Here is a 23,527-nt window from a genome sequence, read left to right on the forward strand (position 1 = left end):
CTTTAAATTTGAAGAACCCGCTTTTTTAGCGGGTTTTTTCGTCTAATTTAGACGTTAAACTGCTGGTATGGCTCAGTTGGTAGAGCGCACCCTTGGTAAGGGTGAGGTCCCCAGTTCGACTCTGGGTACTAGCACCATTTTCTTAGTTTTACTTTTTATAAAAGCGAAACCAAAAACCAAATTTGCTTGGCGACCATAGCATTGTGGACCCACCTGATTCCATGCCGAACTCAGAAGTGAAACACAATAGCGCCGATGGTAGTGTGGGGTTTCCCCATGTGAGAGTAGGACATCGCCAGGTTTGCATTCAAAAGCCTCGTCATTCGACGGGGCTTTGTCGTATCTGGCGTTTAGAAAAATAGCGTCTTGGTCTCAGCGTTTTCTCTTTGTTGTTTCCGGCTTCCTATTTGTTGTGATTGGTGTTGCTACTATCGGTATGCTCCCTCTTTAAGATTGAATTACCCACCCGAATATCAGGTATGTTTTGCTTTCATTAGGATTTGAAAGTCGTTTCATATAAATTTGCTTCTCTTCCGATTAAGAGAGGCTTTATGAATCGTTTTTGGCTATTTTGTTTGTACCTTGTTCCAACTATTGGTTTTGCTCAATCTGACTCAAATCAATCCAAAGCGGTTGATATGGCCGATCCAACAGCGGTTTACTCAAGTGTTGGTGCGCATTTATACACTAATGGAGATTTAGACCTTTCGGCAGGGTTTGCGTGGGGCAAGAACATGCTCGCCGTTGAGTCCAAGCAAGGGATGGATGCGCTTAACGTACGTTACGCTCATATGAACTTGTGGCAAGGTATTGGCGTTTACGCAGAATCGACACTACAACTTGAAAATGATTTTGGTACTTCGGCTAGTATTGGCGCGGTATCGACACTACAAGTGGGTGACTCTTGGACTATTTATCCTATTGCAACGTTAGGGTCTATGGAGATCATTGAAGATAAGTGGATTACGACCGGAACCATTGGTGTGTATAACCGATTTAAGCTTGGCTCGGGTTTTTCTCTGGGTGTTGACCCGTTTTATACGCTTGGTGAGTCAGGTTATGAAAGCATATATGTGGATACTTTCATTAGTTACCAATATAAAAACCATCAAATTCGATTGGGCTACAATGCATCAGAAAGCCAACACAATAGAGTAAACAGCAATACCGGTTTTACAGGAGAAGGTTATCTAGAGTACAAAATGGCTTTTTGATAGCAGTTTTAATTGGAAATATAGTTAGCTTCAGCCACGTTCCATAAAGCCTTGATTAGGGGATTGTTAAGTTGAGACCGTTTACAGCAAACTCCTAATTTAAATGGTTTCACCGGTTCGACATCCAGTTTTTGAATACGATCTTTAACTGGACTGTTGTTAATCACCACATCAGGGGCAATACCAATACCGCAACCCAGTGCAACCATACTGACAATGGCCTCATGCCCTGATACTTGTGCATAAATATTGGGTTTGATTTTGCTGCGTTTAAACCAAGAGTTGCATCTATCTCTCGCGGTACCTTCTGACGGTATGATGAAAGGTATTTTATTCCAGTCTATAGGTTCGCTGAGCATACTCTCTACATTAGCAACTCCTTTAGGTGCGATAACCGAAAGAGATATCTCGCTGATATTTTCAAATATGACCCGTGACGATAATTGATCACTTTCTGCAGAGATAGCGATATCGGCCTCATCGTTTAACACTTTTTCTATGGCTTGCGCGGGATCGCCAGTACTTAGTTTGTATTCGATGAGTGGGTGCAACAGTCTAAATTCCGATAACAGACGTGGCAGGTGACTATAGCTTGCGGTAACAGAACAAAATAAGCGTATCTCTCCTTTTAGCACATCCTTATTATCCAAATAATTGAGCGTAAAAGTCTGCCATTGGTTCACGATATTGTGCGCAATAGGGAGCAGATCTTTGCCTGCAGTAGTCAGTTCAACACTGCGATTATCACGAATAAAAAGGATTTGTTGCACTTCTTGTTCAAGGCGTTGTATTTGTCGACTTAATGTGGATGGACTCATGTGCATTGCCGAAGCTGTCTTGCTGAAGTTCTTACTTTCGGAAAGATGTAAAAAAATCTGTAGGCTTTTAACGTTCATTTAAGTAATCTTCTTGTTGCACAATTTGCAATGATTAGATGTAAATATATCACTTTGCGCAACTTTAATCCTGAATTAGTATGAACTCAATCGGCGCATAAAGCAGCCGGACTATGGATAGAATTTTTAAGGAGAGCCCTTCATGGCTAACTATTTCAACACGCTAAACCTACGTGAGCAATTGGACCAACTAGGTCGTTGCCGTTTTATGGATCGTTCTGAATTTGCTACAGAAGCTGATTACCTAAAAGGTAAAAAAGTGGTTATCGTAGGTTGTGGTGCTCAAGGTTTAAACCAAGGTTTAAACATGCGCGACTCTGGCCTAAATGTTTCTTACGCATTGCGTCAAGCAGCGATTGATGAGCAACGTCAATCGTTCAAAAATGCAAAAGAAAATGGTTTTGAAGTAGGTAGTTACGAAACGCTTATCCCACAAGCTGACCTTGTGGTTAACTTGACTCCAGACAAGCAACACAGCAACGTAGTTGAAACGGTAATGCCTTTAATGAAAGAAGGTGCTGCACTAGGTTACTCGCACGGCTTTAACGTTGTTGAAGAAGGCATGCAAATTCGTGAAGACATCACTGTCGTTATGGTTGCACCTAAGTGCCCAGGTACAGAAGTTCGTGAAGAATATAAGCGTGGCTTTGGTGTTCCGACACTGCTTGCTGTTCACCCAGAAAACGATCCTAAGGGTGAAGGCTGGGATATCGCTAAAGCTTGGGCTGCAGGTACTGGTGGTCACCGCGCAGGTTGTCTAGAGTCTTCTTTTGTTGCTGAAGTTAAATCTGACCTTATGGGCGAGCAAACTATCCTTTGTGGTATGTTGCAAGCGGGTTCTATCGTATGTTACGAGAAAATGATCGCTGACGGTATCGATGCAAGCTACGCAGGTAAGCTTCTTCAATACGGTTGGGAAACCATCACTGAAGCACTGAAGTTTGGTGGCATCACTCATATGATGGATCGCCTATCAAACCCAGCTAAGATTAAAGCTTTTGACCTTTCTGAAGAACTAAAAGACCTAATGCGTCCGCTATACAACAAGCACATGGATGACATCATCCAAGGTGAGTTCTCTGGCACTATGATGGCGGATTGGGCTAACGACGACGTTAACCTATTCAAATGGCGTGAAGAAACAGGTCAAACAGCGTTTGAAAACTACCCTGATTCTGATGTAGAAATCTCAGAGCAAGAATACTTCGACAACGGCATCCTTATGATTGCTATGGTTCGTGCTGGGGTTGAGCTAGCATTTGAAGCAATGACTGCGTCAGGCATCATCGATGAGTCTGCTTACTACGAGTCTCTACATGAGCTTCCATTGATTGCAAATACAGTGGCACGTAAGCGTCTATACGAAATGAACGTTGTTATCTCTGATACAGCTGAATACGGTAACTACCTATTTGCTAACGTAGCGACTCCGCTACTGCGTGAGAAGTTCATGCCTTCAGTAGCAACTGACGTAATTGGTAAAGGTCTAGGCGAAACGTCTAACTTCGTTGACAACCAACGTCTAATTGAAGTGAACGAAGCCATTCGTAACCACCCAGTTGAGTACGTAGGTGAAGAACTACGTGGTTACATGACAGACATGAAGCGTATCGCTGTTGGTGGTTAATCGTTCTTTATAAAAAACTGCGACAACGCAGTGGCTAGAAACTGAAAAGGCTTGGTATTTACATACCAAGCCTTTTTTATGTCCGTAAGAAACGTTATACCAATCGTACTAAATAACTGGTCATTCTAGCTTGTTAAAATGCTCGATAACGGCGTTAGAATTTTTGATTGTAGAATAACTACTATCGAAAAATTCTGTCTTGTTCTCGAGCATTTTTCCTGCGCTAGTTCTGATCACTTACTTGGTGTGATTGGTATTATTTATCAGATAGCTTCTCTTCTAGCTCAGCCATTTTTTGTTCCATGGCATTAAGCTTTTGTCGGGTACGCAGTAGGACTTGAGTTTGAACTTCAAATTCTTCTCGGCTGATGACATCAAGTTTATTAAGCTGCGCTTGAATCACTTGGCGAACTTTTTGGTCAACATCAGTGCCTAGGTCTTTTACAGGCTGAGGCATAGACTCGTGAATTTGCTTCGCTATTAACTCTAGCTTTTTAGGGTCGAACATGTGGGCATCTCTCTATAATCTTTTACTATATTCTAAGCAATTCATAACCACTTGTCGCAAGCAAAATAGAGACCGACCTTTGCTTTTGGTATAAAAAAGGGCTCTTTACAGAGCCCCAGTCAGTGAGTTTACCAAGATTACTTTGATGGAATGCTATCTGCTTCATCAAATTCTGGTAACGGTTTGTGCTGTGAAGCAATAAAGCTGTAAATCACAGGCAGCACAAATAGGGTAAACACAGTACCAATGGTCAAGCCCGCGACGATAACAATACCGATACTAAAGCGCTGCTCTGCACCTGCACCAGAGGCGTACATGAGGGGGGTTAAACCCGCAATCATTGCCGCTGTTGTCATTAGGATTGGTCTTAGTCGCACTTTAGCTGCCGCCATTACCGCATCGATACGGTTAAGTTGATTATGCAGTTGCTCTTCTTTAGCCACTTCACAAATCAATATACCGTGCTTGGTGATTAACCCGACTAAAGTAATGAGCCCCACCTGTGAGTAGATGTTCATTGTCGATAACCCCCAAGCCAATGCAATCAAAGCACCACTGATGGCCAAAGGTACGGATACCATAATCACTAGTGGATCGCGCAATGACTCAAACTGGATAGCCAATACTAAGAATATAATTGCAATCGCCAGTAAGAAGGTGGTGTATAGCGCACTGCCTTCAGTTACAAACTGTCGTGCCTGACCCATGTAGTCATGGTTATATCCACTGGGTAGCTTCTCTGCTGCTGTCGCTTCAAACCAAGAGATTGCCTGACCCATAGTGACACCTGGCGCAGGAACAACCCCAACCGTCGCTGAGTTTAACTGGTTGAAGTGAGGCAGTGATCTTGGCTGAGGAATCACATCAATAGAGATTAAACTTCCTAAAGGAATAGAGTCTCCATTGGATGAGCGAACATAGTAGTTATTCATTGATTCAGGGTTGAGGCGGAATTTACGCTCTACCTGAGGAATGACTTCATATGAACGACCATATAGGTCAATTCGGTTTACATAGCCATCGGCCATCATGGTACTCAGCGTAATACCAATATCTTGCATAGTGACGCCATATGCTCCGGCTTTGTCTTTATCTATGTTGATTTTCATGGTGGCTGAGTCATAGTTCAGATCCAGATCTGAGTAGACAAATTGTGGGTTAGCACTCACTTCAGCAAGGGTGTTGGTCGCTATTTGGAATAGACTCTCAAAACTATTTGGCGTAGTGATAACAAACTGAATTGGCAGACCAGAACCAGCGCCAGGCAGTTCTGGCATTTGGAAGGCGGTAATGGCCATTCCAGGGATGTTAGAGACTAAGCCTGATACTCGGTTAGTGATGTCAGCTTGGCTTGCCTCACGCTGACTCCAAGGTTTCAATGATGCGATACCAAAAGCTTGGTTAGCATTAGGTATCCCTGTAAAGATCTGCGCATACGCCACTTCAGGCTGCTCATCTAAGATCTTATTAACATCATTCATTGTGTTTTGCAGATAGTCGAGGTTCGAGTTAGAAGGACCTGTACCCATCATCATAACCACACCTTTATCTTCTGAAGGTGCAAGTTCACTTGGAATGAATTTGAAGAGCAGTGGCAAACTGCCCATGACAATTAAGGCAAACACAATAACCACAGCGCGATGCTGCATAATGGAGCCTAACGCAGAAGAGTAGCGTTCGCTTAGCGCGTCCAGTTTTTTGTGTACATATGCCTCAAAGCGATTCGGTTGCTCATTTTGCTTTAAGATGGTTGAACACATCATAGGGCTAAGCGTCAGTGCGATGATCCCTGAAATAAATACCGCGCCGGCAAGGGTTAATGCAAACTCTTTAAATAGCGAGCCTGTAATGCCCCCCATTAAGGCGATAGGTGCGTATACCGCGCCCAGTGTCAGTGTCATTGCAATAACCGGTACGGCGATTTCTCGCGTTCCTATGATGGCAGCCCTAAAGGGCGTTTCTCCCAACTTAATATGCCGATCCACGTTTTCGAGCACCACAATCGCATCATCGACCACCAACCCGATGGCGAGTACCATGGCGAGCAAGGTCATCAAGTTCCAAGAGAAGCCTAACATCTGCATGAACATAGCCACACCCACTAAAGACAGTGGAATGGTGACGATAGGGATCAGTACCGCGCGATAAGAACCTAGGAACAAGGTGATGACCACCAGTACAATTAACGCTGCTTCAACGATGGTTTTGGCTACCTCGTGAATGGATTCGTTAATCGCAACGGTTGAGTCATACATCACCTGCATGTTGATGTTCGATGGTAGGTTCTTTTGTAGCTGTGGTAATAACTCTGATACGTCAGCGGCAATATTGATAGGGTTAGCGCTTGGTGCACCGTTGATAGCAGTAACGACCGCTTCACGACCATTGGCACTGGCGCGGTAGATATCGTGGCTTTTTTCTCGGGTTACTTTCGCTATATCACTAAGTCGAACTAATTGGCCATCATCTTGCTTAACCACTAAGTTCTTTAGATCTTTAACGCTAGCTACTTGTGTATTGGCGCTACCGTTGTATAAAACCAATGTACCCGTTGCTTGACCTGCTGCCGATTGGAAGTTATTCGCATTTAAGACGTTCATTACGTCAGTTGCAGTCAGTTGCAGTCCGGCCATTTTTTCTGGATCTAACCATACTCGAAGAGCGTATTTTACCCCGCCGTACAGATCGATCTTAGAAACACCATTGACTGTGAACAGCTGTGGATTCACAACACGTTCTAAGTAGTCTGTGATCTGGCTTGAAGAGAGCTCATCACTGGTAAAACCAATGTACATAACCGCTGTTGTCGAACCTGTCGACATGGTCACAGTTGGGTCTTCAGACTCTTTAGGTAGCTGAGAACGAACCGAGTTGGTTTTGGCCAGTATGTCGGCTAGAGCCGCATTGGGGTCGGTATTGAGCTTCATGGTCACAGTGATAGTTGAACTACCTAGCACTGATTGAGACGTCATAAAGTCAATGTTGTCCGCTTGGGCAATGGCTTGCTCAAGGGGTTGGGTAATGAAGCCCTGAATAAGGTCAGCACTGGCACCGTAATACCCAGTAGAGACAGTCACAACTGTGTTGGTCATCTCTGGATATTCACGTACCTGCATCTTAAAGATGGCTTGCAACCCAAGCAAAGCTATCAAAAAGCTGATAGAGATAGCGAGTATTGGGCGCTTAATAAATATATCTGTAAATCGCATTGTTTATCCCTTACAACATCGGCAGTTCAGCTGGAGGATTCGTCGCGTCGCTTTCTACAATTTTCACTTTAGAATCGTTGCTTAATCGAACTTGGCCTGAGGTCACAATCATTTCGCCAGGTTTCACGCCCTCTAAAATGCGCACTTTATCTTGCGTACGTTCACCCGCTTTAATCACTCGCTGGCTCACTCGGTGTGTTTTTTCATCAAGAACAAATACACTGTCTCCGTACAAAGTGTAAGAGATAGCAACTTGTGGAATGACGACTTGCTCAGTTATGGTTGGTAAAACAATTTGTGCACGTGCAAACATGCCTGATCTTAACTTACCCTGTGCGTTAGGAATTTCCGCTTGTACCTGTAGAAGACCACTTTGGTAGTTAATGGCAGGCTCTATGGCTGAAATAGTGCCGTCAAAAATGCTACCAGGGTACGAATCGGCTTCAATACGAATAGATTGGCCAATGTTGATGCGCGAGATGTCGTTTTGTGAAACGGTAAATCGTAGGCGCATTACGCTGATGTCTTCAAGTCGTGCAATTCGGCTACCGGCTTGCATGTATTCGCCTAGGTTAACCCCGCGAATACCAATAACTCCAGAGAAGGGTGCATCTACATCACGACGGTTGATGGTCGCTTTTAGACCGGTGATATCGGCCTTTAGAGAAAGGTAAGATGCTTCTGCTTCATCATAATCTTCTTGAGAGATAGCGCCTTTCTTATATAGACCTTTGTAGCGTTTATATTTAGCGGCAGAGGCAGGAAGACGGGCTTCTGCACTTTGTAAGTTGGCTTTTTCTACATCAGAATCAAGTAAAACCAGAGAATCGCCTTTGGAGACTTTCTGACCTGATACAAAGTTAATTTTAGTGACGATACCACTGGCTTCCGCCGTTAATGTAACGCCCTGTAAAGGTTCAATAAAGCCAATTACATCGATGCTCGGTGTCCAGTCATCAGCCGCTGCTTTAATTACAGTCACTGGGTATTCTGGTTCTGGGCGATTCGCCAAGTACTCCGCTATCTTCTGTTGCTTGAAGATGTTAAAGCCAATTACGCTACCAAATAAAACGATAGCAATAAGTAGCATGATTAGTGTCCACTTTTTCATGGAACGGTTCTCCAGTTATTTTGTTGTAATGGCTTCCCAGCTCGCGTGGATGGCCTGTTGATAGATGGTGTTGTCTATAGATTCAATACCTTGGAAGTGTTTGCGAGTTAAGCTCACGCAACTTTCCAAACTCAGGGTATATAAAATAGGGTCGGGGAGATCTTTCAGTTCGCCAGATTCTCTTCCTTCATTAAACACACTCAGTAGAGGGTCAAAAAATTTCTTTTCTAAACTTCGAATTTCATTATTTAAAGTAGCAGGTAATGATTCGTACAAAACATGCGTTTGCAATAGTCTTAAATGAGATTCACCTATACTCCATACGTTGCTACACATTGTTTTATATCTTTGTTCCAGTGACTGATTTGGATCTACATTGTTTTGAATGATGTCAGCCACTTGTTTGGTGAGCCAAAGTCTTGCTTCGGTAATGATGTGGTTTTTATCCTTAAAATAGAGATAAACCGTACCGGTTGCGACATTGGCTTCGCTGGCTAATTTTTGTATGGAAAGGCCTTTGAAACCGTCTTGACCGAGTATAGCTACTGCTGCCTCTAAGATATCTTGACGCTTGGTTTTAGATGCCATTTTGTAGTAACCCCACCAGAAATGAATGAACGTTCATTCATTTTAATGCCCAAATATTGAAAAGCAACCATTTGTAAGCATAGGTAAGCATTTCAAAAAGGAAAATTCGATTGGAAATGAACATGCTGAGAAGTATCATTAGAACCCTTTTTTGTATCTCGGTGACGTTATGAGGCTAAATCCACAGCAGGACCAAGCGGTAAAATTTGTGTCTGGGCCTTGTCTGGTATTAGCAGGAGCAGGTTCAGGTAAGACGCGCGTAATTACCAATAAGATTGCTTATCTTGTTCAGCAATGCGGCTATAAGGCGCGCAATATCGCGGCGGTAACGTTTACCAACAAAGCCGCTCGCGAAATGAAAGAGCGAGTTGGGCAAACCTTAGGTAAAAATGAATCTAAAGGGCTGATGGTGTCTACTTTTCACACCTTGGGCCTGAACATCATTCGTCGAGAGTACAAAGCGCTAGGTCTAAAAGCGGGTTTTTCGTTATTTGACGACCAAGACCAACTTTCCATGCTTAAAGAGTTAACCGAAGATCTTTTGGAAGGGGATAAAGACTTGCTGCGTCAGTTAGTGAGTACTATCTCCAACTGGAAAAACGACATGTTAACTCCTGCTCAAGCTAGAGCTTCAGCGCAAGGTGAGTTACACACATTATTTGCCGACTGTTTTGAAATGTATCAACGTCAAATGGTCGCTTACAACGCGCTAGATTTTGATGATCTGATTTTGATGCCTGTATTGCTATTAAAGCAAAATGAAGAGGTGCGAGAACGCTGGCGCGCGCGTATTCGTTATTTATTGGTCGATGAGTATCAAGATACCAATACCAGTCAATATGAACTGGTTAAATTGCTGGTGGGTGAGCGTGGTCGCTTAACAGTGGTAGGTGATGATGATCAGTCTATTTATTCTTGGCGTGGGGCTAAACCGCAAAACTTAGTTTTGCTTGGTGAAGATTATCCAAATCTAAAATTGGTTAAGCTTGAACAAAACTATCGTTCAACCAGCCGAATTTTACGCTCAGCCAATATTTTGATTGCCAATAACCCTCACGTATATGAAAAAAAGCTTTTTTCAGAGATCCCTGATGGTGAAAAGCTCAAAGTGTTAATGGCAAAAAATGAAGACCATGAAGCCGAGCGTATTACGGGTGAGATCATTGCACATAAGTTTGTAAATCGAACTCACTATCGAGATTACGCCATCTTGTATCGTGGTAACCATCAATCACGATTAATTGAAAAGTCTTTAATGCAAAACCGTATTCCTTACCGAATTTCCGGAGGAACGTCTTTCTTTTCTAGAGCGGAAATTAAAGATGTGATGGCGTATTTACGAGTGTTAGTGAACCCTGATGATGACAATGCATTTTTACGTATCGTGAATACCCCACGCCGTGAGATTGGTCCGGTGACTTTAGAAAAGTTAGGTAGCTACGCCAATATGCGTGGCAAAAGCTTATTTGAAGCCTCCTTTGAACTCGGTTTAGAACAAACCTTATCCGGTAAAGGCTTGGAGAGCTTAAGACGTTTCACTGAGTGGTTGGTGCGAGTGGGCGATAACGCTGAGCGTGGAAATACCGTGGAAGCGGTGCGCAGTTTAGTGCGTGATATCAACTACGAAGATTGGTTGTATGAAACCTCTGCTAGCCCAAAAGCGGCTGAAATGCGCATGAAGAACGTTTCTGACCTGTATAGCTGGATTGTGGCTGATCTTGAGGGGGACAACTATGACAAAGAAGAGAAAACTCTCAAAGAAGTGGTACAGCGTTTAACACTGCGTGACATGATGGAGCGTGGGGAAGACGATGCCGAAGCGGACCAAGTGCAACTAATGACCTTACATGCCTCTAAAGGCCTTGAGTTCCCGTACGTATACTTAATGGGAGCAGAAGAAGGCATATTACCGCACCAAACCAGTATCGACGAAGAAAATGTAGATGAAGAGCGTCGCTTAATGTACGTGGGGATTACGCGAGCACAAAAAGAGCTGAGTTTTACGGTATGTAAAGAGCGTCGCCAGTACGGAGAGTTAATCAAGCCAACTCAAAGTCGCTTCTTAGATGAATTGCCTTTTGATGATCTTGAATGGGAAGTGAAAAAGAAAGAGCAAACCAAAGAAGAACGCATGCAAAAAGGGCAAGCGCATATCGCAAATCTTAGAGCAATGTTTAAAAAATAAAAAAAGATGGCGCAAGCCATCTTTTTAACAAAGTTCGTCGCGTTATGTTAATCGCATAGGTAGCTAATGATTAAAGATTGGCAATCATATGGTCGATAGCGGCAACGATTTCTTCATCAGTACAATCCATACATGCCCCTCTTGCTGGCATAGCATTGAAACCATTGATCGCATGTTCAACCATTGTTTCTTTACCTTGTGCGATGCGGGGGCTCCAATCAGCAGCATCATTTATTTTTGGTGCGCCGCCCACTCCAGAGCTATGACACGCTAGGCAGAAAGTACCATAAACAGTAGCGCCGTCACGAGGGCCTGCCGCTGCAACTTCAGCTTCTGGCTCGCTTCCTGCGATGTAAACATTGCCGACAGGCTTAATGCGCTCAGCTATTGCATCATAATCAGCTTGATCTGATGAAGCAAAGCTAGCACCAGAAAAAACCAGCGCAACGGTAAATAAAGTAACAAGTTTACGAGGCATATCCATTCATTCTCTTTTAATTCTAGGTAAGCGCTAACCGGTTGACCATTTGTGTGCAGATCGCACAAAATGAAATCACCAACTGTTAAAGTGTTGTAAATGTTGGGTGATTATATATCTTATGAATGTTGCATTAAACTATATCTTTACGAGGGCGAGGGTTAAATCACATCTAAAAATAGCGACATAATGATCGTTTTCGTTGAAAAAAAGCACAAACACAAAAAAAACTGTAAAAAGTACTAGACGGCAAACTGTGATATCCGTATTATTCCACTCCGCCGATAGGGCATGCGCCCGTAGCTCAGCTGGATAGAGCGTTGGCCTCCGGAGCCAAAGGTCGAAGGTTCGAATCCTTTCGGGCGTACCATCCGGAAGCCTGTTTTTAGCAAACAGCGTATTGGCAAAAAATAGTGGTGGCTATAGCTCAGTTGGTAGAGCCCTGGATTGTGATTCCGGTGGTCGCGAGTTCGAATCTCGTTAGCCACCCCATTATTTTGGTAACTTCGGTTTCCTATTTCGATGTTAAATCGGGATGAAATTAAGTCGGTGATAACATTACTTGATAGTGTATCCTGTCTTTGAAAATAGCGAGACTAGAGGCAAGCCTCTGGTAAACGAAATTTTCTAAAGTTTGTCGGTGAATAGCGCAGCTTGGTAGCGCATCTGGTTTGGGACCAGAGGGTCGGGGGTTCGAATCCCTCTTCACCGACCACTACAATTAGTCATGGCAAAAGCGGTGATTATAAAAAATTGATGGTGGCTATAGCTCAGTTGGTAGAGCCCTGGATTGTGATTCCGGTGGTCGCGAGTTCGAATCTCGTTAGCCACCCCATCATTTGGTAACTTCGGTTCCCTATTTCAATTTGATTGAAATGAAATTTGTCGGTGAATAGCGCAGCTTGGTAGCGCATCTGGTTTGGGACCAGAGGGTCGGGGGTTCGAATCCCTCTTCACCGACCACTATAACGAAGCCTCACTCGAAAGAGTGGGGCTTTTTTACGTCTGTAATTTGTGAAAAGCGACCTACTTCGGCTATTTCAAACAAAAAACGCACTAAAAAGTGCGTTTTTGTATTTATGCTAAGCAGTGAGACTAGTCCATCATATGTTTGCGTCGAATATCCAATAACGCAAAAATACCAAAGATCAAAATGGACCATTTTTCCCAAGAGCTGAGTTTAACTTTATCGCCAAATGCACCAAGGAAGATAGCCGACTGTAGGCCGTGCATCATGAATAGGAAGGCGGTCATGATATAAAGCGCAATGGCCGCTTTGCCGGGAAACGGCTGAAAAAGATTATAGATAAGCACAAACCATACAAAGGCGATGGCCGCCTTTGCAAGTATCAAAAGGTATTTCATTCTTACTCTCTTATAAATAGTTGGAATCTAACCTGTCCCGCCACTTTTTCTCTGTGCATTGTCCAATTATCGGGTAATGCAGGCATTGCCAGTTCTTTTTCAGTTTCAATGTAAATTAAAGCCTGATCACTCAGCCAGCCATTGTTTTCTAGTTGTTCGATGGCTTCTAGCAGAAGGCCCTGACGAAAGGGAGGATCGATAAACACAATATCGTATGGCTTCCCTGGTTGTTTCAAGAAGTTTAATGAATTTTGATTTAATAGGGTGATGTTGGTCGCTTTCACCGCTTGCATGTTCTGTTGTAGTTGCTGAAATGCTTTTACATTTAACTCAATAAGAGTTACTTCTTCGGCTTGTCTTGATGCGGCTTCAAAACCCAAGCCACCCGAACCTGCAAATAGGTCTAAGCAACGTGCATTGGGGATGTCACTGGCAATCCAATTGAATAAGGTTTCTTTCACTCTATCGGTGGTTGGGCGTAAACCTTCGGCATCATGAACCGGTAATTTTCGGCCTCGCCAAAGCCCGCTAATGATGCGGATTGACCCTGAACCCTTATTATTTTGTGAAGAAGAGGAGCGTTGATGTTTTCTCATGCTATTTTTGGCCATGGAATAAGTGGTATCATACCCAATTAATTATTTTAAAATTGTACTCGTAAATACGAGATTAATCATCGCTAATTAAACGTACACTGCGCAATTGCATTGTATATACGCACGAATCATGAGTAATTGGGAAAGTCTTCGATGACGGATAAGAAAAAACGCGGCTTATTGTCTTGGCTTGGTTTTGGTGAAGAAGAACAAACAAAACCAGAGCAAAAAGAAACGGACGTTAACGAACAGCAAGAGCTGGATACTGAAGTTACTGAACAAGCAGTAACGCCGGCAGATGAGTCTGATAGTAAGGTTGTCGCACAAGAGGCGACCGAAGTAGAAGATACACCCGAGCAAGCCGAGACAGAAATCGAAGCGCAAGATGCAGCTGAACCTGCACAAGAGCCAGAATCTACTGAGCTCGTAGCCGACGATGTGATTCAGCCTGAGGTGCAAGAGAAGCCGACAGAGAGCTTCTTTGCTCGTTTAAAACGTAGTCTTGCACGAACCAAAGCGAATATTGGTGCGGGTTTCTTTGGCCTGTTTAAAGGCAAGCAAATTGATGATGACCTATTTGAAGAATTAGAAGAACAACTTCTGATTGCGGATGTTGGTATGGAAACGACCATGAAAATCATCGACAGCCTGACAGAGAAAGCCTCTAAGCAGCAGCTAAAAGATGGTGAAGCTTTATATGATCTTTTAAAAGAAGAGCTTGCTGAGATTTTGGCAAAAGTAGAGCAGCCGTTACATATTGATGAACAAAAAACACCGTACGTTATTTTAATGGTAGGCGTGAACGGCGTTGGTAAAACAACCACTATCGGTAAGCTCGCTAAGCAGTTCCAAGGGCAAGGCAAAAAAGTCATGCTAGCTGCAGGGGATACTTTCCGTGCGGCGGCGGTGGAGCAGTTGCAAGTGTGGGGTCAACGCAATGACGTGCCTGTTATTGCACAACATACCGGCGCAGACAGTGCTTCTGTTATCTACGATGCGATTGAAGCGGCTAAAGCTCGCGGCTATGACGTGGTGATTGCAGACACAGCAGGACGTCTACAAAACAAAAGTAATCTTATGGAAGAACTGCGTAAGATTGTTCGCGTAATGAAGAAAATTGATGACAGTGCCCCGCATGAGATCATGCTGACTTTAGATGCGGGTACCGGTCAAAATGCGATGAGCCAAGCTAAACTGTTTAGTGACGTAGAACCGGTTACAGGTATTACGTTAACGAAACTGGATGGAACCGCTAAAGGTGGCGTTATCTTTGCGATTGCAGACAAGTTTAATATCCCAATTCGTTATATTGGTGTGGGTGAAGGCATTGAAGATTTGCGTCCATTTGAAACGCAAGATTTCATCGATGCATTATTTAGTAGAGAAGATTAGAAGCCTAGCGCAAGGATGATTTTGTGATTAATTTTCAACAGGTGAGTAAGGCTTACCGTGGTGGCCATCAGGCATTGCAAAAAGTCGATTTTCACTTAAAAAAAGGCGAACTGGCTTTTCTTGGCGGTCACTCTGGCGCAGGTAAAAGTACTTTACTGAAACTTATTTGCGCGATGGAGCGACCTACCGACGGTAAGATTGCCTTCAATGGGCATGACATTACCCGTATTGGGGATAAAGAGATCCCGCTATTAAGACGTAATATCGGAATTGTTTTCCAAGACCACCGCTTGTTAATGAACCGAACTGTTTATGACAACGTGGCATTACCGATGCGCATAGAGTCTATTGCTGAAAATGAGATTAAACGTCGAGTCAGTGCCGCTCTTGATAAAACAGGTTTGCTTGAAAAAGCCCGCTGTTTGCCTTCGCAACTTTCTGGTGGTGAGCAGCAAAGGGTGGGTATTGCACGCGCTGTAGTGAATAGACCCACTTTATTGCTTGCCGATGAGCCTACCGGGAACTTAGATCCTGAGCTATCTAATCGTATCTTCCGCTTATTTGAAGAGTTTAACCGTGCAGGCGTTTCTATTCTGATTGCGACGCATGATGTGGGCATGATGGAAATGCGTAAGCAATATCGCCGTTTTGAATTGAACCAAGGATTTTTGAGTGAGGCAGCAGGTTATGGCCAGTAAAGGTTCTGTAGAGAAAATAGGGTATTTTCGTTCACACTACATAGTGGCTAAAGATTCTTTACGCGAGATTATGGATCGTCCACTAGGTAACTTGTTTACCTTAGCGGTGATTGCGATTGTATTAGCACTGCCTTCTAGCTTATACGTTGTGGCCAAGAATATTTTAGATGCCGCGCAAGAAGTCAGTCAGCCTGCGGCGGTAAGTGCTTACTTACAAGAAGGGACATCTGAAGCTCGAATTATGCTTATCAAGGATAAGCTAGAGAGCGATGAGTCCGTTTCAAAGGTCGAGTACATTTCGTCTCAACAAGGCTTACAAGATTTAAGTTCACATGCAGGGTTTAATGACGCCATCAGTCTATTGAATGACTACGCATTGCCTGCATTACTGGTTATTCATCCTGCGCAAGCGTCCAAGGCGACTCAGCAACATATTTTGGAATTGGCGAAGTCGGTTGATGTGTTTACCGATGTACGTGTTGATCAAGATTGGTTGAAGCGTTTTGATGCTGTGAAAACACTAAGCAGTTCGTTGGCTATTGCTTTGGCGTGCATGATGTTAGTGGCGGTGATTTTAATTATCGGTAATACCATGCGTTTCAATGTATTGGCGAGAAAAGAAGAAATCCAAGTGATGAAGTTTCTTGGGGCAACCAATAGCTTTATTTTACGTCCATACCTCTATACCGGAATGTGGTTTGGTTTACTGGGCGCACTATTAGCTTGGTTAATTACTCTATCTTTATCACTATTTTTGGGAAGTACGGTGCAGTCGGTGGCATCACTTTATGATAGTAGCTTTATTCTTAGCCCATTGGGTTTAGATGAATCCGTTATCCTTTTGTTAGTAGGAAGCTTTTTAGGTCTCTTTGCCGCTCAAGCTTCTGCGCGCCGTCATCTTTCTGAAATTGAACCTGTGTAGAATTTGCTGGTCATAATAGATAGAGGGGGGATAATGTGTATGTCTCAACTCACAGACTAAGACTTGCTCTAGTTTGAATTCTGTGCATAATGTTCAGTCCGTTATTCTTTTAGGCATACCTAATTTAATAATGTTAAGTAGTAAAGTTCAATGAATGAGGAATTGAATGGCTAGTAAAGCGTTTTCAATGGCGTTGGTATCTCAAGATAGCCTAGATAGCTACATCCGCTCAGCAAACGGTTACCCTATGTTAACCGCAGAGCGAGAAAGAGAGCTTGCCGAGCGTTTACATTACAATGGCGAAATTGAGGCAGCGAAAGAGCTGATTCTATCTCACTTGCGCTTTGTTGTTTATGTTGCCCGTGGTTACTCTGGTTATGGTCTTCCGCTTGCTGATTTAGTTCAGGAAGGGAATATCGGACTAATGAAAGCCGTTAAGCGATTCAATCCTGAAGTGGGCGTTCGTCTAGTTTCATTTGCAGTTCATTGGATTAAAGCTGAGATTCACGAGTACGTATTGCGTAACTGGCGTATTGTTAAAATCGCCACTACCAAAGCTCAACGTAAACTGTTCTTCAACCTGCGTAAAAATAAAAAACGTTTAGGTTGGTTTAACAATGGTGAAGTTGAGACAGTAGCGAATGAGTTAGGTGTATCACCTTCCGAAGTTCGTGAAATGGAATCTCGCTTAGCTGCTCAAGATGCCACATTTGAGTTTTCAGCTGATGACGATACAGCGACGAACTTCAATCCAGTCGCACCTGCGTTGTATCTTGAAGATCAAGATTCAGACATTGCAGATTCTATTGAAGCGGATAACTGGGAAAGCCACACTAATGCACGTCTAGCGAGTGCTTTAGCCACTCTTGATGAGCGTAGTCAGCATATTGTACGTGCTCGTTGGTTAGATGACCAAAAGCTTACCTTACAAGATCTGGCAGATACCTACAGTGTTTCGGCAGAGCGTATTCGTCAGTTAGAAAAGAATGCGATGAAAAAGCTTAAATTGGCCGTTGGCGATTTGTAAGCGATATTAAATTTCTTTAAAGGCCAAGATCGAGAGATCTTGGCCTTTTTTATTAGGATCGGTTTTACCCTGTTATTTAGGTGGTTTTTCTGTGGATAACTCTGTGGGATAAATTTCGATAGCATGTCTTTAACTCAGTTAAAGCAAGGGTTATCATCGATATCTCTGGTGGGGATAGATAATTTTAAATCAACACATTATTAAGGATCAATACTAGATATTGTGGATCATCTTTGCTAAAAACACTTTATCAACGTAATCCACAGGTTTACCCACAGCTGGTGGTAAATTGATCATTATGCTCTTTGTATTAGGGATAAAATTCCTTATTGGCTTTGGATAGGATTTTTTAAGAGAAAACAAATAATGGAAGAAATACAACGAATCAGTGTTCATCAAGCACACCAGATGTTATCAACACAGCAAGCAAAATTGGTTGATACTCGCGACATTCAAGCGTTTACTGTGGCACATGCGGTAGATGCTTTTCATTTGACCAATCAGAGCATTGCTGAATTCATGGATTCGGTGGAGTTTGACGATCCGATCCTAGTGATGTGCTATCACGGTATTAGCAGTGTGGGTGTTGCTCAGTACTTACTTAACCAAGGTTTTGAGCAAGTATTTAGTATTGATGGTGGCTTTGAGGCTTGGCAGCGTCAACAGCTACCAATCGAGGTCCATGAATGATTCGTTTAATACAGATTAACAACCCTCGTATCGCTCAAGCCTTTATTGATTACATGGCCTCACAGCAGGTGACTCTTTCTCAAGTGGGAGAAGGGGACGGTCAGTTTGCGATTTGGCTGCATGATGAAAATGCGTTGCCAGAAGTGCAGCAAGAACTAGAACTGTTTTTAAAAGATCCCAACCATAAAAAATACCAAGCCGCCTCTTGGCACATGGCTGAAACCCGCACCCAAAAGTTCAGTTATTCCACTCCTAGCTTTTTGCAGATGATTAAAGCCAAAGCTGGGCCAATGACTTTGCTAATTATGGCGATATCTATCCTAATTTATGGACTTCGTATTCTAGGGATGCAGCAGCAAGTATTCTCTTGGCTACATTTCCCTGCGGTTAGCGAGCAACAATGGCAGGTATGGCGTTATTTCTCGCATGCGCTGCTGCATTTCTCTGTATTGCATATCACCTTTAACTTACTTTGGTGGTGGCAACTCGGTGGTGATATCGAGCAAAAATTAGGGCGAGCTCGCCTGACGAAAATTTTCTTATTCTCCGCACTCATCTCAGGTTGTGCTCAATACTGGATTGACGGTGCCAACTTTGGTGGCCTTAGTGGGGTTGTGTACGCCTTAGTTGGATATATTTGGGTTGTTTCGGTGCGCGCACCGCAACTTGGGTTAGATATACCTAAACCTATTCTTGGTTTTATGTTGGTGTGGTTAGTGCTTGGTTTTGTACAACCATTTATGGCCATTGCTAATACCGCACACCTTGCTGGTTTGGTCGCAGGGTGCGTATTAGGTGGCTTAGATAGCATAAATCGTACTAAGAGCACTTAATTGGTGATCTCTATTACCTTATTGGTATTGCGATTGGTACAATTGGCGCATTACATTAAGAGTGCGTCATTAGTTGGTAAAGAGTTACGAAGTTAGTATGACAAGCCCCATTAGCATATTTCAGCAGGCTTTGCGTGATATCAATTGGCAAAGCCCAAGCCAATTCCAATTTCCGAACACAAACGCTAAGCATTGGTTGTTAGAGGAAGACTCTCTTTCTCATCGTCTATCTCAATCTTGTGCTGATTTTAGTGTTGAGTTATTTACCAACAATAAAGTTCAAGCGCAGATGCTGTCAGCAAAAGAAGCGGAGATTTTAACCCGAGAAGTTTGCCTCCTTAGAGAAGTGATCTTGCGAGGCGATCGTCACGATTGGGTGTATGGGCGCACTTTGATACCAGAAAGCTCACTGCTTTCTCACTCACACGATTTTGAAAAACAAGGTGAACTGCCTTTAGGCGTCACCGTCTTTGGTTCGCAAGGTGCGTATCGTGATGCTCTGCAAGTGGGAGAAATTGAGGTGGATGGGCAAGTATTGCTAGCACGCCGTTCTCGGTTATGGATGAATGAAACACCGATGCTGGTAGCGGAACTCTTTTTACCAGAATCCCCAATATATTTAAAAAGGAACACAGTTAATGCTCTCTAAAATAAGAGCCTATTATTTGCTGATGAGGATGGATCGACCTATCGGTAGCCTCTTGCTGTTATGGCCAACATTATGGGCCTTGGCAATGGCTTCAGAGGGGAAACCTCAATGGGGAGTTCTTATTGTATTTTGTCTGGGGGTATTTTTAATGCGTTCAGCAGGGTGCGTGATTAATGATTTTGCTGATCGTGATTTTGATGGGCATGTGGAGCGTACTCAGTTTCGCCCAATACCGAGCGGATTAGTGTCGGCAAAAGAAGCGTTAGCTTTGTTTGGCGTCTTGAGTGTTGTTTCATTTTCTCTGGTGCTGACCATGAATACGCTTACCATCCAATTGTCATTTATTGGTGTCGCCTTAGCGGCGCTTTATCCGTTTATGAAGCGGTTTACCCATTTGCCACAGTTGGTATTAGGGATTGCATTTAGTTGGGCGATTCCAATGGCGTGGGCGGCAGAGTCTGGACATATAGCGCCATTGGCGTGGTTATTGTTTGCGATTAACTTATTGTGGACTGTTGCCTACGATACCCAATATGCGATGGTTGATAGAGAAGACGATCTTAAAATAGGTATTAAATCGACCGCTATTTTGTTTGGTCGCTTTGATAAGTTAATTATCGGGTTATTGCAGGCTACCACTATAGTTTTACTGCTGGTGGTCGGTGAGAGTGCTGGCCTTAGTGGTGCCTTTTACTGGGGGGTGCTTGTGGCCGCTAGTTTGTTTGTGTATCAGCAATGGTTGATTAAAACGCGCTGTCGTACACAATGTTTTCAAGCTTTTCTTAACAATAACTACGTTGGCATTGCCGTTACTGCTGGCTTATTTATCTCTTATCTATAAAAAATCCCAGCTATCGATTCTGTTACTAGTAGAATCGATAGCTGGGATTGATGCTTTGATGAGTTATACCAATCACACTAAGTAAGTGATCAGAACTAGCGCAGGAAAAATGCTCGAGAACAAGGCAGAATTTTTCGATAAGTAGTTATTCTACAATCAAAAATTCTAACGCCGTTATCGAGCATTTTAACAAGCTAGAATGAGCAGTTATTTAGTACGATTGGTATTATGCTTACTCAGCCTGAGCGATACCTTCTTTAATGGTCAGTTTTACTTCTGGCGAAAGTATCTCAAGTAAGCTCAGAGCTAATTCCTCAGTGCGCTCAATATCACACTCCCCATCTTCATCAAGATAGTTCTGTTCTTTTAAGGTATTAAACAGCGCTGCAAATACCCCTTTATCAAAAAACTCTGGTGCATTAATGCCATGCAAGCGACCTAAGCGCTGTGCGATATCTTGGCAGCGTACTTCTAAATCTTCTTGAGTTACCTCAGGTCTTGAAGCCAAAAGATTCAGTGCAATACTGTAGCGTTGCAGAGTTTCTGAAATCGTTCTGGAAAGCAGCTGTATAGTATGGATGTTGGACTGATTAAGGTTAATCACGTCATCATCAATTTGAATAAGCTTCTGAGCCAACAACTCTTGCACGATTAGCTCAATTTTCTCTTCAAGCTGTTCATCGTCATAAGAAAGGAAAAATTCCTTTTTCAAGAACGGATATAGAACCGAAATATTGTGCTGTAGTTTTGCCAATGTGCAGTCAGGTAGTTGGATAATAAGCTGGGCAATTAATGAAGGAAGTGCCAGCATATGTATGATGTTGTTACGATAGTAAGTCATTAATACAGACTGATGACGATCTAAAGAGACGATATCACCCATGCTGTCTGAGTCGACAACAAACTTATCTAAAGAGATAGCGTGCGCAGCCAATTCTTCTGCTGAGCTATCCGGTACAGTTGAGTAATCCGTGTATGGTGTGTTGCGCAGGATACGTAAATAACAATCGATTTGGTTGATCAAACTTTCTTTGGTTAGAGCTCGTTGTCTTGACGCGAGTAGAGCTGTCGCGGATAAGCTCAGGGCATTAGCTGCGGCGGCATCATTAATGTGCGTCATCATTTTTTCAGCAATAGCATTAACAGTAGGCGCCATCCAATCCGGTCTGACAGAGCTTGGTGCACCAATACTGTCTCGCCATTGTGGTACATTTTCGTTGAGATAGTTATTCAGTGAGATAGGCTCGCCAAAGTTGACATAGCCTTGGCCAAAGTTGCGCAGTTTTCTAATCGTACGCAGTACCTGTCCAGCATTCTCTTTTTCTTTACGTTTACCGCGCAGTTCTTTTGCGTAAGTCGAGACTTCCATTACATGTTCGTAGCCGATATACACAGGTACTAAAGTGACGGGACGATTTAGTCCTCGTAACATGGTTTGTACTGTCATCGCTAACATGCCGGTTTTGGCTTGCAGTAGACGACCTGTACGAGAGCGTCCACCTTCACTAAAGTATTCAACCGAATACCCTTTCGCAAATAGCTCGGCTAAGTATTCTCTAAAAATAGTCGAATAGAGCTTGTCACCTTTGAAGCTACGGCGAATGAAGAATGCGCCACCTCTTCTAAAGATAGGCCCAGCAGGGAAGAAGTTTAGGTTTACACCGGCAGCAATATGCGGTGGTACCATGCCTTCGTAATAAAGAATGTAAGAGAGCAGCAGATAATCCATATGGCTTCGATGACACGGGACATAAACGATTTCGTGCCCATCTTGCGCTAATTTACGTACAGTCGAAGCATTATTAACATTGATGCCTTGATAGAGGCGGTTCCATAACCAAGTTAAAACAAGGTTGCCTTGCTTGATCAATGAGTAAGAAAATTTAGCTGCAATTTCATCTATTATTTTTAGTGCTTGTTGCTCTGCTTTTTCTACACTAATATTTTTTTCTGCTGCTTCTTCGGCAATGGCTTTATTTATCGCTTCGGATTTGATCAGACGCTTAAATAACACTTCTCTATTTGGTAGGTTTGGACCTGACGCGGCTAATTTTTGGCGAGAGAAGTGAATGCGTGCTACGCGTGCTAGTTTTTGTGCGATGGTTTCATCGGAGCCATGTGAATCAGCCATATGTCGCATAGACACTAACGGGCTAAAGCGAATCATACAGTCTCGACCAGAAAACAATACTGCGAACATTTTCTTCCAAGATGGCAGATTTTCTAAGTAAGGTTTTTCTTGTCCTTCTTTGCCTGGCTTACGTCCCCACATAACCGTGGTTGGTATTAGCTGTACATCGAGTTCTGGCTGTTCTCTGTGTAGTTTAAGAAGCTGAGTAAACAGGCTTTGCGAACCAAGAGAGTCGTGAGTATCTTGGTCTTTAGCGTCCTCATCCATAGAGCTAAATACATAGCGTCGAAAGCTTTGGCCACTTAGCTCAAGTGGTTGTAGAGGATCGGGTAGGCCAAGTTGAATAGCTCGTCTGCGAATAGCCAACAAGTCGACATTGGATTCATATGGCAAAACGTAGACAATAGGTTTTTCTATGTCTATGTTGAGATTATTAATTGGCGAAGGGGGTACGACGCTCCCCTTAACCAGTACTTTCAATGGAAAGCGCAAAGCTGATTGTGTCAGTGTATGACCAGAAGACATATTATTGATTGTCCCAATTTGTATTTGGCGTCCAAGACTCTT

Annotated in this window: 20 protein-coding genes, 6 tRNA genes and 1 rRNA gene; 18 read left to right on the plus strand and 9 right to left on the minus strand. The window is 43.2% G+C overall.

Features of this window, described 5'->3' with window-relative positions:
* The first annotated feature begins 61 nt into the window (after positions 1-61).
* The 3 genes from VHA01S_RS15355 (at position 62) to VHA01S_RS15365 (ending at position 1,214) form a co-directional block, all read left to right on the plus strand.
* Positions 62-137: transfer RNA gene (locus VHA01S_RS15355), tRNA-Thr, on the plus strand.
* A 48-nt stretch (positions 138-185) separates the two neighbouring features.
* Positions 186-301 (plus strand): 5S ribosomal RNA (gene rrf / locus VHA01S_RS15360).
* Positions 302-551: 250 nt separating this feature from the next.
* Positions 552-1,214, plus strand: a complete 663-nt coding sequence (locus tag VHA01S_RS15365) for a hypothetical protein (RefSeq protein ID WP_023405266.1) — start codon at positions 552-554, stop codon at positions 1,212-1,214.
* 8 nt (positions 1,215-1,222) lie between these two features.
* Here VHA01S_RS15365 and ilvY read toward each other — a convergent pair whose 3' ends face one another.
* Entirely contained in the window at positions 1,223-2,110 is an 888-nt protein-coding gene (ilvY, locus tag VHA01S_RS15370; protein ID WP_023405267.1) for an HTH-type transcriptional activator IlvY, read from the minus strand.
* A 142-nt stretch (positions 2,111-2,252) separates the two neighbouring features.
* Between ilvY and ilvC the strand changes: the two genes are divergently transcribed.
* The gene (gene ilvC / locus VHA01S_RS15375) at positions 2,253-3,737 is read left to right on the plus strand and encodes a ketol-acid reductoisomerase (RefSeq protein WP_023405268.1); all 1,485 of its coding nucleotides are present in this window, start codon (positions 2,253-2,255) and stop codon (positions 3,735-3,737) included.
* A 256-nt stretch (positions 3,738-3,993) separates the two neighbouring features.
* Here the strand turns inward: ilvC and ubiK are convergent, their stop codons facing one another.
* The 4 genes from ubiK to VHA01S_RS15395 all read right to left on the minus strand — a co-directional run bounded on the left by ubiK (position 3,994) and on the right by VHA01S_RS15395 (position 9,153).
* Positions 3,994-4,245: a ubiquinone biosynthesis accessory factor UbiK gene (ubiK, locus tag VHA01S_RS15380; protein ID WP_023405269.1), complete on the minus strand. Its 252-nt coding sequence runs from the start codon at positions 4,243-4,245 to the stop codon at positions 3,994-3,996.
* Positions 4,246-4,382: 137 nt separating this feature from the next.
* Positions 4,383-7,454, minus strand: a complete 3,072-nt coding sequence (locus tag VHA01S_RS15385; RefSeq protein WP_023405270.1) for a multidrug efflux RND transporter permease subunit — start codon at positions 7,452-7,454, stop codon at positions 4,383-4,385.
* A gap of 10 nt (positions 7,455-7,464) precedes the next feature.
* Positions 7,465-8,565: an efflux RND transporter periplasmic adaptor subunit gene (locus VHA01S_RS15390; protein ID WP_023405271.1), complete on the minus strand. Its 1,101-nt coding sequence runs from the start codon at positions 8,563-8,565 to the stop codon at positions 7,465-7,467.
* Positions 8,566-8,580: 15 nt separating this feature from the next.
* The gene (locus VHA01S_RS15395) at positions 8,581-9,153 is read right to left on the minus strand and encodes a TetR/AcrR family transcriptional regulator (RefSeq protein ID WP_023405272.1); all 573 of its coding nucleotides are present in this window, start codon (positions 9,151-9,153) and stop codon (positions 8,581-8,583) included.
* 169 nt (positions 9,154-9,322) lie between these two features.
* On the opposite strand from VHA01S_RS15395, the gene rep reads away from it, so the two are divergent.
* Entirely contained in the window at positions 9,323-11,338 is a 2,016-nt protein-coding gene (gene rep, locus VHA01S_RS15400) for a DNA helicase Rep (protein WP_023405273.1), read from the plus strand.
* Between the two features lie 70 nt (positions 11,339-11,408).
* On the opposite strand, the gene VHA01S_RS15405 is transcribed toward rep, so the two are convergent.
* Positions 11,409-11,822 (minus strand): c-type cytochrome, encoded by a 414-nt coding sequence (locus VHA01S_RS15405; RefSeq protein ID WP_023405274.1) that lies wholly within the window; start codon positions 11,820-11,822, stop codon positions 11,409-11,411.
* Positions 11,823-12,109: 287 nt separating this feature from the next.
* On the opposite strand from VHA01S_RS15405, the gene VHA01S_RS15410 reads away from it, so the two are divergent.
* The 5 genes from VHA01S_RS15410 to VHA01S_RS15430 all read left to right on the plus strand — a co-directional run bounded on the left by VHA01S_RS15410 (position 12,110) and on the right by VHA01S_RS15430 (position 12,779).
* Positions 12,110-12,186: transfer RNA gene (locus VHA01S_RS15410), tRNA-Arg, on the plus strand.
* A 46-nt stretch (positions 12,187-12,232) separates the two neighbouring features.
* Positions 12,233-12,308 (plus strand) — tRNA-His (locus VHA01S_RS15415).
* 146 nt (positions 12,309-12,454) lie between these two features.
* Positions 12,455-12,531, plus strand: a tRNA-Pro gene (locus VHA01S_RS15420).
* A 44-nt stretch (positions 12,532-12,575) separates the two neighbouring features.
* Positions 12,576-12,651, plus strand: a tRNA-His gene (locus tag VHA01S_RS15425).
* Positions 12,652-12,702: 51 nt separating this feature from the next.
* A tRNA-Pro gene (locus VHA01S_RS15430) sits at positions 12,703-12,779 on the plus strand.
* 132 nt (positions 12,780-12,911) lie between these two features.
* Here VHA01S_RS15430 and VHA01S_RS15435 read toward each other — a convergent pair.
* Both VHA01S_RS15435 and rsmD read right to left on the minus strand, forming a co-directional pair.
* Entirely contained in the window at positions 12,912-13,181 is a 270-nt protein-coding gene (locus VHA01S_RS15435; protein WP_023405275.1) for a DUF1145 domain-containing protein, read from the minus strand.
* Positions 13,182-13,183: 2 nt separating this feature from the next.
* Positions 13,184-13,777, minus strand: a complete 594-nt coding sequence (gene rsmD / locus VHA01S_RS15440) for a 16S rRNA (guanine(966)-N(2))-methyltransferase RsmD (protein WP_172972847.1) — start codon at positions 13,775-13,777, stop codon at positions 13,184-13,186.
* A gap of 153 nt (positions 13,778-13,930) precedes the next feature.
* Between rsmD and ftsY the strand changes: the two genes are divergently transcribed.
* The 8 genes from ftsY to ubiA all read left to right on the plus strand — a co-directional run bounded on the left by ftsY (position 13,931) and on the right by ubiA (position 20,829).
* Positions 13,931-15,169: a signal recognition particle-docking protein FtsY gene (gene ftsY / locus VHA01S_RS15445; RefSeq protein ID WP_023405277.1), complete on the plus strand. Its 1,239-nt coding sequence runs from the start codon at positions 13,931-13,933 to the stop codon at positions 15,167-15,169.
* A gap of 23 nt (positions 15,170-15,192) precedes the next feature.
* Positions 15,193-15,867, plus strand: coding sequence for a cell division ATP-binding protein FtsE (ftsE, locus tag VHA01S_RS15450; protein WP_023405278.1), 675 nt, complete (start codon positions 15,193-15,195; stop codon positions 15,865-15,867).
* A complete protein-coding gene (gene ftsX / locus VHA01S_RS15455) occupies positions 15,857-16,789 on the plus strand; it encodes a permease-like cell division protein FtsX (RefSeq protein ID WP_023405279.1) in 933 nt (310 codons plus the stop codon). The genes ftsE and ftsX overlap by 11 nt, the downstream gene beginning before the upstream one ends.
* A gap of 166 nt (positions 16,790-16,955) precedes the next feature.
* Positions 16,956-17,816, plus strand: a complete 861-nt coding sequence (gene rpoH, locus VHA01S_RS15460; protein WP_023405280.1) for an RNA polymerase sigma factor RpoH — start codon at positions 16,956-16,958, stop codon at positions 17,814-17,816.
* 366 nt (positions 17,817-18,182) lie between these two features.
* Positions 18,183-18,506 (plus strand): thiosulfate sulfurtransferase GlpE, encoded by a 324-nt coding sequence (glpE, locus tag VHA01S_RS15465; protein WP_023405281.1) that lies wholly within the window; start codon positions 18,183-18,185, stop codon positions 18,504-18,506.
* Positions 18,503-19,339: a rhomboid family intramembrane serine protease GlpG gene (gene glpG / locus VHA01S_RS15470; RefSeq protein WP_023405282.1), complete on the plus strand. Its 837-nt coding sequence runs from the start codon at positions 18,503-18,505 to the stop codon at positions 19,337-19,339. Before glpE ends, glpG begins: the two co-directional genes overlap by 4 nt.
* A 97-nt stretch (positions 19,340-19,436) precedes the next feature.
* Positions 19,437-19,988: a chorismate lyase gene (locus VHA01S_RS15475; protein ID WP_023405283.1), complete on the plus strand. Its 552-nt coding sequence runs from the start codon at positions 19,437-19,439 to the stop codon at positions 19,986-19,988.
* Entirely contained in the window at positions 19,978-20,829 is an 852-nt protein-coding gene (gene ubiA / locus VHA01S_RS15480; RefSeq protein WP_023405284.1) for a 4-hydroxybenzoate octaprenyltransferase, read from the plus strand. The genes VHA01S_RS15475 and ubiA overlap by 11 nt, the downstream gene beginning before the upstream one ends.
* 232 nt (positions 20,830-21,061) lie before the next feature.
* On the opposite strand, the gene plsB is transcribed toward ubiA, so the two are convergent.
* Positions 21,062-23,485, minus strand: a complete 2,424-nt coding sequence (plsB, locus tag VHA01S_RS15485; RefSeq protein ID WP_023405285.1) for a glycerol-3-phosphate 1-O-acyltransferase PlsB — start codon at positions 23,483-23,485, stop codon at positions 21,062-21,064.
* Between the last annotated feature and the right edge of the window lie 42 nt (positions 23,486-23,527).

This window comes from Vibrio halioticoli NBRC 102217, assembly GCF_000496695.1.
Taxonomy (GTDB): Bacteria; Pseudomonadota; Gammaproteobacteria; order Enterobacterales; family Vibrionaceae; genus Vibrio; species Vibrio halioticoli.

Coding starts and splice junctions, on each gene's coding strand:
- plsB (WP_023405285.1), bottom strand. CDS start 23,485: ATGTCTTCTGGTCATACACTGACACAATCAGCTTTGCGCTTTCCATTG.
- VHA01S_RS15405 (WP_023405274.1), bottom strand. CDS start 11,822: ATGGATATGCCTCGTAAACTTGTTACTTTATTTACCGTTGCGCTGGTT.
- ftsX (WP_023405279.1), top strand. CDS start 15,857: ATGGCCAGTAAAGGTTCTGTAGAGAAAATAGGGTATTTTCGTTCACAC.
- ubiK (WP_023405269.1), bottom strand. CDS start 4,245: ATGTTCGACCCTAAAAAGCTAGAGTTAATAGCGAAGCAAATTCACGAG.
- VHA01S_RS15390 (WP_023405271.1), bottom strand. CDS start 8,565: ATGAAAAAGTGGACACTAATCATGCTACTTATTGCTATCGTTTTATTT.
- VHA01S_RS15475 (WP_023405283.1), top strand. CDS start 19,437: ATGACAAGCCCCATTAGCATATTTCAGCAGGCTTTGCGTGATATCAAT.
- ubiA (WP_023405284.1), top strand. CDS start 19,978: ATGCTCTCTAAAATAAGAGCCTATTATTTGCTGATGAGGATGGATCGA.
- ilvC (WP_023405268.1), top strand. CDS start 2,253: ATGGCTAACTATTTCAACACGCTAAACCTACGTGAGCAATTGGACCAA.
- glpE (WP_023405281.1), top strand. CDS start 18,183: ATGGAAGAAATACAACGAATCAGTGTTCATCAAGCACACCAGATGTTA.
- rep (WP_023405273.1), top strand. CDS start 9,323: ATGAGGCTAAATCCACAGCAGGACCAAGCGGTAAAATTTGTGTCTGGG.
- glpG (WP_023405282.1), top strand. CDS start 18,503: ATGATTCGTTTAATACAGATTAACAACCCTCGTATCGCTCAAGCCTTT.
- rpoH (WP_023405280.1), top strand. CDS start 16,956: ATGGCTAGTAAAGCGTTTTCAATGGCGTTGGTATCTCAAGATAGCCTA.
- rsmD (WP_172972847.1), bottom strand. CDS start 13,777: ATGAGAAAACATCAACGCTCCTCTTCTTCACAAAATAATAAGGGTTCA.
- VHA01S_RS15365 (WP_023405266.1), top strand. CDS start 552: ATGAATCGTTTTTGGCTATTTTGTTTGTACCTTGTTCCAACTATTGGT.
- VHA01S_RS15395 (WP_023405272.1), bottom strand. CDS start 9,153: ATGGCATCTAAAACCAAGCGTCAAGATATCTTAGAGGCAGCAGTAGCT.
- VHA01S_RS15435 (WP_023405275.1), bottom strand. CDS start 13,181: ATGAAATACCTTTTGATACTTGCAAAGGCGGCCATCGCCTTTGTATGG.
- ftsY (WP_023405277.1), top strand. CDS start 13,931: ATGACGGATAAGAAAAAACGCGGCTTATTGTCTTGGCTTGGTTTTGGT.
- ilvY (WP_023405267.1), bottom strand. CDS start 2,110: ATGAACGTTAAAAGCCTACAGATTTTTTTACATCTTTCCGAAAGTAAG.
- VHA01S_RS15385 (WP_023405270.1), bottom strand. CDS start 7,454: ATGCGATTTACAGATATATTTATTAAGCGCCCAATACTCGCTATCTCT.